Origin of the sequence: Rhodococcus sp. PAE-6, assembly GCF_025290685.1 — a bacterium.
Taxonomy (GTDB): domain Bacteria; phylum Actinomycetota; class Actinomycetes; order Mycobacteriales; family Mycobacteriaceae; genus Rhodococcus; species Rhodococcus pyridinivorans.
Genome location: NZ_JAOCLZ010000042.1, coordinates 1 through 8,213, shown reverse-complemented (window position 1 = coordinate 8,213; position 8,213 = coordinate 1). Strand labels below are relative to the sequence as shown.

Sequence of the window (8,213 nt, the reverse complement as noted above, 5' to 3'; positions counted from 1 at the left end):
GGAGTGTGGTGTTGGCGGCGCGGCAGCGTCCGGAGCGGGTGCCGTTGTCGTTGGCGCAGCAACGCATGTGGTTCCTCAATCGGCTCGAACCGCACTCCGCCGTGAACAACATCCCTGTGGCCATTCGCCTTTCGGGACGACTGGACACCAACGCGTTGCAAGCGGCGGTCTCCGACGTGGTGGAACGCCACGAATCGCTCCGCACCGTCTATCCCGAGATCGACGGTGTCGGCTACCAGCAGGTGCTGCCCGCCGCGGACGCGGTCGTCGAGGTCCGCCCCGAGACCGTCGACGCCGACGAGGTCCCGGCCCGGGTCGCCGAAGCGGTCACCACCGGTTTTGATGTGACGCAACAGGTTCCGATCCGAGTGCGCCTGTTCTCCGTGGCCCCGGACGAGCACGTGCTCGTCGTCGTGGTGCACCACATCTCCGCCGACGGCTACTCGATGGGACCGCTGACCCGCGACGTGGTGACGGCCTACGCCGCGCGTGTGGCGGGCGAGGAACCCGGATGGGCACCGCTCGAGGTGCAGTACGCGGACTACACACTCTGGCAGCGCGAGGTCCTCGGCGACGAGTCCGACCCCGAGTCGCTCATGGCGCGCGAGACGGACTTTTGGACGCGGACCCTCGCGGATCTGCCCGAAGAGGCGACGCTGCCGTCCGATCGTCCCCGGCCGGCCGTCGCGAGTTATCGGGGTGCCTCGCACCGCCTCACCCTCGACGAGCGGGTCCGCGCAGCGATCGCCGATCTTGCCCGCCGCAGCGGCGCAACGGAATTCATGGTCGTCCACGCCGCGCTCGTCGTGCTTCTCGCCCGGCTCGGCGGTAACGACGACATCACCATCGGCACCCCCGTCGCCGGCCGCGGCGACGCCGCGCTCGACGACCTGGTGGGCATGTTCGTCAACACCCTGGTGCTGCGTACACCCGTCGAACCCCAAGCGTCCTTCGGCGACTTCCTCGACTCGGTGCGCACGACCGACCTCGAGGCGTTCACCCACGCCGACGTGCCGTTCGAGCGGCTCGTCGAGGTGCTCGATCCACCTCGTTCGCAGGCGCGCCACCCACTCTTCCAGGTGATGCTCACCTTCCAGAACATGCCGGTCTCGCAGCTGGAACTGCCCGAGCTGACCGTCTCCGGTATCGACTTCGACGCGCAGGTCGCCAAGTTCGACCTGCAGGTCACCGTCGCGGATGTCGTCGACGCCGCCGGCGATCCCTCCGGTCTCGTGGTGGAATTCAACTACGCCACCGAACTGTTCGACCCGCAGACCGTCGCCGCTGTCGCAGAACGGTTCTCGCGGATCCTCGAGGCGGTCACCACCGATCCGCGCATCCCGGTCGGCGACGTGCCGCTCGTCACCGACGATGAGCTCGACCGCATCCTTACCGAGTGGAACACGCTCGGCGAATCCGTCCCGGTCGTCGAACCGGCCACGCTGTCTGCGCGTTTCGACGCGGCCGTCCGCACCCACACCGCGAATGCCGCGGTGACTCACGGGGAGACGACCCTCACGTACGCCGAACTCGGTGCCCGCGCGAACCGGATCGCACGCCGGCTCGTCGGCGCAGGCGTCGGACCGGGCACTCTCGTCGCGGTGGCCCTGCCGCGGACCGAGAACCTCGTGGTCGCTCTCACCGCGGTCGTGCTCTCCGGCGGCGCCTACCTGCCGATCGACACCGCTCACCCGCAGGACCGTGTGCGGTACATCCTCGACCAGGCACGGCCCCGCGTGATCCTCACCTCGGATGCACTCGGAGACGAGCCCGGAGCGGAGGCGTTGCGCGGCAGCGGAATCGAGATGCTCGATGTCGTCGCCGCACAAGACGACGCCTCGGTCTCGGCCGATCCGCTCACCGACGCCGACCGGATCGCATCGCCGCAGCCGGACGATCTCGCGTATGTCATCTTCACCTCCGGTTCCACCGGCCGCCCCAAGGGCGTCGCCGTCACACACCGGAACGTGCTGACCCTCTTCGCCAACGCCGAACCCCGCTTCGGCTTCGGCCCGGACGACGTGTGGACGCTGTTCCACTCCTACGCCTTCGACTTCTCGGTGTGGGAGCTGTGGGGACCGCTGCTGTACGGAGGCCGGCTCGTCGTCGTCGACTACCTCACCTCCCGGTCACCCGAGCTGTTCGCGCAGCTCGTGCGCCGCGAGGGCGTCACGGTGCTCAACCAGACGCCGTCGGCGTTCTACCAGTTCGACGAGGCCGATCGCACTCTCGCGGCCGACACGGCACCGCTCGCGCTGCGTTACGTCGTCTTCGGCGGCGAGGCACTCGACCCGGCCCGGCTCGCGGGCTGGTTCGATCGTCACCCCGCCGGTCCGCAACTGGTGAACATGTACGGCATCACCGAGACCACGGTGCACGTGTCGTACCAGCCCATCGACCGCGCCCTCGCGAAGGCCGGTGCCGCCAGCGCGATCGGACGCTCGCTTCCCGGACTGGACGCCTACGTCCTCGACCGGCGCCTGCATCCCGTGCCCGCCGGCGTGCCGGGCGAGCTGTACATCTCCGGCGACCAGCTCTCCCGCGGATATCTCGGACGCCCCGACCTGACGGTCGCGCGCTTCGTCGCGAACCCTTTCGGCCGCGGTCGCCTCTACCGCACCGGCGACATCGCGCGGTGGAACGGCGAAGGCATCCTCGAATACGCGGGCCGCAGCGACTCGCAGGTCCAGCTCCGCGGCTTCCGTATCGAACTGGGCGAGATCGAGTCGCAGCTGCTGCAGGCTCCGGGTGTCGCACAGGCCGTCGCGATGGTCCGGGACGACGGACTCGGCGAACGTCTCGTCGGTTACGTCGTCGCCCGCACCGGTGAGACCGTCGATCCGGCCGCGGTGCGCGCGCACGCATCCGAATTTCTCACGGGGTACATGGTTCCCGATGTGGTGACCGTGCTCGACGAACTGCCGCTCACGGTGAACGGCAAGCTCGACCGGCGCGCTCTCCCCGTGCCCCGCATCGACATCGACGCCGATCGTTTCCGCGAACCGGCCACCGAATCGGAACGGATCGTCGCGCAGGTCTGGGCCGAGGTGCTGGGTATCGAACGCGTCGGTGCCGACGACTCGTTCTTCGACCTCGGCGGCAACTCCCTCGTCGCGACACGGGTCGTCGCCCGCATCAACGAGGCGACCGGAGCGAGCCTGGCCATCCGGGAGCTGTTCGAAGATCCCACCGTCGCGGGTCTGGCGGCGCGCGTCGACGCCGGCGGTTCCGATCGCGCGGTGCCGGAGCTCGTCGCACGGTCGCGTCCCGATCGCATCCCGCTCTCGCTCGCGCAGCAGCGCATGTGGGTGCTCAACCAGCTCGATCCGGGCTCCGCGACCTACAACATCCCGCTCGCCATCCGCCTGCGGGGTGCGCTCGACATCGATGCGCTGACCGCAGCGGTGCGCGACGTCGTCGAGCGGCACGAGACGTTGCGCACCGTCTACACGCAGGACGAGCAGGGCCCGTTCCAGAAGATTCTGGATGCGGAGTCGATGCCGCCGCTCGAGGTGATGCGGGTGGCCTCCGAGCAGGAGGCCTTCGAGGCCGTGGTCGAGGTCGCCGCGCAGGGATTCGACGTGTCCTCCGAGCCGCCCGTACGCGGTCGCCTCGTCTCGATCTCTGCCGGCGGCAGCGCCGGCCCGGTCGTCTCCGACGATCATGTCCTCGCACTCGTGGTGCACCACATCTCGGCCGACGGTGCCTCGCTCGTGCCGTTGGCGCGCGACCTCATGGAGGCCTACGTCGCCCGGCTGTCCGGATCGCGCCCCGACCGGCCACCGCTCGAGGTGCAGTACGCGGACTTCGCGGCGTGGCAGCAGGAGACCTTCGGCGACGCCGAGAATCCCGACTCGCCGGCCGGCCGCCAGCTCGCCTACTGGAAGCAGCAGCTGGCCGGCGTACCGGACCTGCTCGACCTGCCCACCGACCGGCCGCGCCCCGCGGTACCGAGCCTGCGCGGAGCCACGGTCTTCACCGAGGTCGACGCGCCGACCCGGCAGCGGCTCGAGGCACTGGCGACCGAGAACCGCGCGTCGTTGTTCATGGTCGTCCACGCCGCGCTCGCCGTCCTGCTCGCGCGGATGAGCGGTTCGCGGGACGTCGTCGTGGGAACCGCTGTCGCGGGACGCGGCTCGCGGGTGCTCGACGACATCGTCGGCATGTTCGTGAACACACTCGCGCTGCGCACGGACGTCGATCCGGGCGCGCATTTCGCCGACATCCTCGGACAGGCACGCACCGCCGATCTCGAAGCGTTCGCGCACGCCGACATCCCGTTCGAGCGCATCGTCGACGAGGTCGTCGCCACCCGGTCGCCGGCACGTCATCCCGTCTTCCAGACGATGCTCTCGTTCCAGAACCTCGAACCCGCCCGGCTCGAACTGCCCGAGCTCACGGTGGAAGCACTCGATTCGGGGGTGCTTGCCGCGAAGTTCGACCTGCAGGTGACCGTGGAGCCGCTCGCCGGCGACGACGGCATGCGGATCGCACTCACCTACGCCGCCGACCTCTTCGACGAGACGACGGCGCAGGCACTCGCGCAACGCTTCGTGACGGTCCTCGACGCCGTTGCCGCCGATCCCGGTTCGGTGGTCGGCGACATCGAGGTCCGGACCGAGACCGAGCGTGAGGCGGCCATCACCGCGGTCGCCGCTCCGGTCCGGGAAACCGCTCTCGAGACGGTCGACCGGACCGTCGTCCAGGAGCTGCAGATCGCGGTCGAGTCCGATCCCGAGGCGCCCGCCGTGGTGGTGGGCGACACCGAGTTCGGCTTCGTCGACGTCGAGCGCCGGTCGTCGCAGTGGGCCCGTTACCTCATCTCCCGTGGAGCGGGTCCGGGTCGCACCGTCGCCGTCGACCTTCCGATCGGTCCCGAGCTGGTCGTCGCGGTGTGGGCCGCCGTCAAGACGGGAGCCGCCGTCACGGTCGACCCCGCGGTCACCGCAGATCACGTGCTGACCACCCTCGCACGCAGCGACGATCTGCCATCCTCGGTAGCGGGGACGTTCGTCGACGATCCGGAGACGCTCGCACTTGTCGCGGAGCAGCCGACCCGTTCGATCGCGTACACCGACCGTTCCGGCGTCCTCGGCCCCGACGACACGGCCGTCCGGACGAGTGAACTCGATCTCACCCACGGTGCGGTCGTCGCGGCGCTGCGGCGCGGCCGGAAGGGCCTCGATCTGACCTACGAGTCGCGGGTCCTTCTCGCCGGTTCCCGCCTCGACCAGTGGACGGTCTTTGCCGTCCTGGCCGCGGCGATCACCGGCGCCGTTGTCGTTCCCGCCGGTCCCGACCATGATCCGGGCATCCTCGTCGACGAGGAGTGGGTGACCCACGGCTTCGTCCCCGCCGAGGAACTCGCCGCTCTGCCCGACACCGAGGACCTCGTGGCGGTCGTCGTCACGGACGGATCGGCGCACGACGGTGCGGAGCTCTCCGCCGGACTCGCCGGCAAACTCTCCGACCTGCGTTCCCCCTGGGTCCTGCAGGAATGATTGCGGAAAGGTAACTTTACTTACCGGCCGAGTTCGTTCGGAGCGTCCACGGCCGGAAGGAGAGCTGTTCCGTGTTGCACAGAGGTCTTGTCGGGGGCCGAGCACGCTCGGGGACGCGCACACGGATGGGGAACCCGCCCAATGAGGGCACGGAGCCAAGATCGTGCTCGCCGTGGGAAGTCGAGTGAGCGTAGCTCGATGCGGGCCCGGGTGAGCCCGTGGCCGGCTGATGACGACGGAATTAACGTTGACGGTGTCCGCCCTACGGGGCACCCGGTGAGTAGGATGGTTGCCGCAGCGGCGCGCCGGCGTGGTCGCGATCGTCCCGGAACCGAAAGGACCGGAATACCGCTTCCATGGAGCTCGGGACAAGTAGGTGACGAATGATCTGTGCCTGCTTACGGACTTGGGACACCGGCGGGAGGGAAGATCTTGAGTTCGTCTCATTGCTGAGGATCGAATGTGATGAAGACAACCGCTCTCGAAAAGAATAGCGGTCTTCATGGCGAAACATTTGTGATGCAAGTATGCGTCGTCGGCTTGTCCGGTATTTTCCTGTTCTCCGCGGGACAAGTTGCCGCTACGATGGCAAACCATGATCCCATACATGCGTAGAGTGTTATCGGACCGATTTATGCCGCATCGCGAAGGCATCAGGACTTTTTGGTGGCGGCGCATGGGACTTGTTACCGACAGGCCGAATTTTGGTGACGAGCTCACATCCGGAATCGTCCATGGACTCGCCGGAGTTACGTGCACTTGGGCTCACCCCAAACGGAGTGAATTCATCGGTGCCGGGTCCATCCTGGAAATGGTGCAGGGCGCGGGTGCGCCAAGTGGGCTGAAGGTATGGGGTTCGGGATTCATGGCTAGCGGCACTGCGGGGGGGAGAAATTGGGATCATCCCGATTTCGATTTCTATGCGGTTCGGGGAGAACTCACTCTCTCACGTATCCGTCCGGTCCGAGATGTAGCCCTCGGTGACCCGGGCCTACTTGCCAGTAGAGTCTACCCCCGCTCACCGGTAGTGACTGGAAAGGTTGGTCTTGTCTACCATTATGTGGATGAGAAAGACGAGGTTGTACGAGCCCTCGCGCAACAGGGGCGCGTCGCACTTATCGACCCGTCCAGAGAACCCCGCGATGTCATTGCCGACATTACTGAATGTGAGTTCATCTTCTCGACGAGTCTTCACGGCCTTATTGTCGCCGATTCGTTCGGCATCCCGAATGCTTGGATCGCGCTGAGTGGCCGGATCGGTGGTGGTCGGTACAAGTTCGAGGACTACTATTCCGCCTTCGGTGGGACCGCAACACAGTACGATGCTGATCTCGTCTGGGATCCGGAGGCTGTGGAGGACCTGAAAAGGGGATATTGTGCTGTTCCAAATCTGAAAGAAATTCAGAGCAGGCTGATTCGAGCAATACCGTACCTGTAATGTTACATCGTAGAATCTCTATCACCGACGGGCAATGCTCTCGCCCCGCCACCGAGGCCGCGGATGCGTGATATTGACGAATGACTCTTGTACAGCGGAAGAAAAATTGCGTGAACAAGCATGTTCGCGATGAGTAGAAGACGCAAACCCAGATAGTCGTGTCCGTGGCGCACGAAAGTTCTCTTTGTCGCTCTCGTATATGAGAGGTAATCCTTCAAACTGCTATTTCCTCTACGTCCGGAAACCGAAAGGAGCATATCCGCTGCTTGACCGAGCTGAAATCCATGCTTCAAGAGGCAGAGGGAAAGATCGACGTCCTCATGGACGTCCCTAGATACGGCCGTGCTGTTCTCCACGGTCTCCCAAGCGCTTCGACGAATGGCCATATTAGCACCAGACAATACAACGACTGGGCGCGATCCTTTTGAGCGCCAGCGCCTTGAGAAACGATCGAAAATCGTGCGTTGCAAGCCGGCTACGGGCGACTCATATAGATATGATAGTCCTGTCACTGCAGCATACCCTGGTTGTTCCCGGAAGAATTCGTGAATCGCCCTAGCCCACGAATTGCCCACGATCGTATCGGCGTCTACGCGCGCTATTATGTCACCCGAAGTGGCGTTGAATCCCGCATTCCGGGCATGCACCACTCCCGGTGTCTGTTCCGAGATGACAGCAAACTTCTCAAAACGGTCACGGAAGAGCATTGCAATATCGCGCGTGCGATCGGTCGAATTGTTGTCGACAACCACAACTTCGTCAATCCATTCACGGTTGTGCGCGAGGGTCGACAGGCATTTCCGGATATACCGTTCCTCGTTGTAAGCGGGCACTACAACAGAGAGGGTTACTCGGCTCATGGCGATCTACGCTACCCATGAAGCGGAGTCCACGCTGGACAGGTGGAGCTGAGTGTAAGATATGTCACTTTAGAATTCCTTAGGGTGGCTCTGCCGTCGCCGTGCTATAATCCGCTGTTTTCGGGTCATATTCGCGTGTTGACGCTGCGGTCCTGCAGGATCTGTTCTCGGCCGGTAACTTTCTTTGCGACCAGGGACGTCGGGGTGCCTCGGTCGGGAGGAGTTTGATACGTGACGCACGCGAAATCCGACCAGGAAGGACCACGGTTCGGAAGAGTGACAGCGCCCGGTTCAGGCAGGGTTCGAACCCCAGTTTCGAGCCGTTCCAATCGACGTAGTGGTCGTCGGGGTGTGTTGTTGCCGCAGTTGTTGGTGTCGGCGGTGGAGTCGGCCGGTGATGCGGTGGCGGTGGTG

General features: G+C 65.4%; 4 protein-coding genes. 2 read left to right on the top strand and 2 right to left on the bottom strand.

Annotated elements, in window-relative coordinates:
- Positions 1-38 precede the first annotated feature (38 nt).
- Together NVV99_RS25810 and NVV99_RS25805 are read left to right on the top strand one after the other, a co-directional pair.
- A complete protein-coding gene (locus NVV99_RS25810; protein WP_260783246.1) occupies positions 39-5,501 on the top strand; it encodes a non-ribosomal peptide synthetase in 5,463 nt (1,820 codons plus the stop codon).
- Between the two features lie 865 nt (positions 5,502-6,366).
- A complete protein-coding gene (locus tag NVV99_RS25805) occupies positions 6,367-6,939 on the top strand; it encodes a polysaccharide pyruvyl transferase family protein (protein WP_158455910.1) in 573 nt (190 codons plus the stop codon).
- Between the two features lie 2 nt (positions 6,940-6,941).
- On the opposite strand, the gene NVV99_RS25800 is transcribed toward NVV99_RS25805, so the two are convergent.
- Positions 6,942-7,799: a glycosyltransferase family 2 protein gene (locus tag NVV99_RS25800; protein ID WP_080678480.1), complete on the bottom strand. Its 858-nt coding sequence runs from the start codon at positions 7,797-7,799 to the stop codon at positions 6,942-6,944.
- Between the two features lie 125 nt (positions 7,800-7,924).
- Positions 7,925-8,213, bottom strand: a 289-nt coding sequence (locus NVV99_RS25795; RefSeq protein WP_260783245.1) for a hypothetical protein, incomplete at its 5' end; no start/stop codon positions are given.

Coding starts and splice junctions, on each gene's coding strand:
- NVV99_RS25800 (WP_080678480.1), bottom strand. CDS start 7,799: ATGAGCCGAGTAACCCTCTCTGTTGTAGTGCCCGCTTACAACGAGGAA.
- NVV99_RS25805 (WP_158455910.1), top strand. CDS start 6,367: ATGGCTAGCGGCACTGCGGGGGGGAGAAATTGGGATCATCCCGATTTC.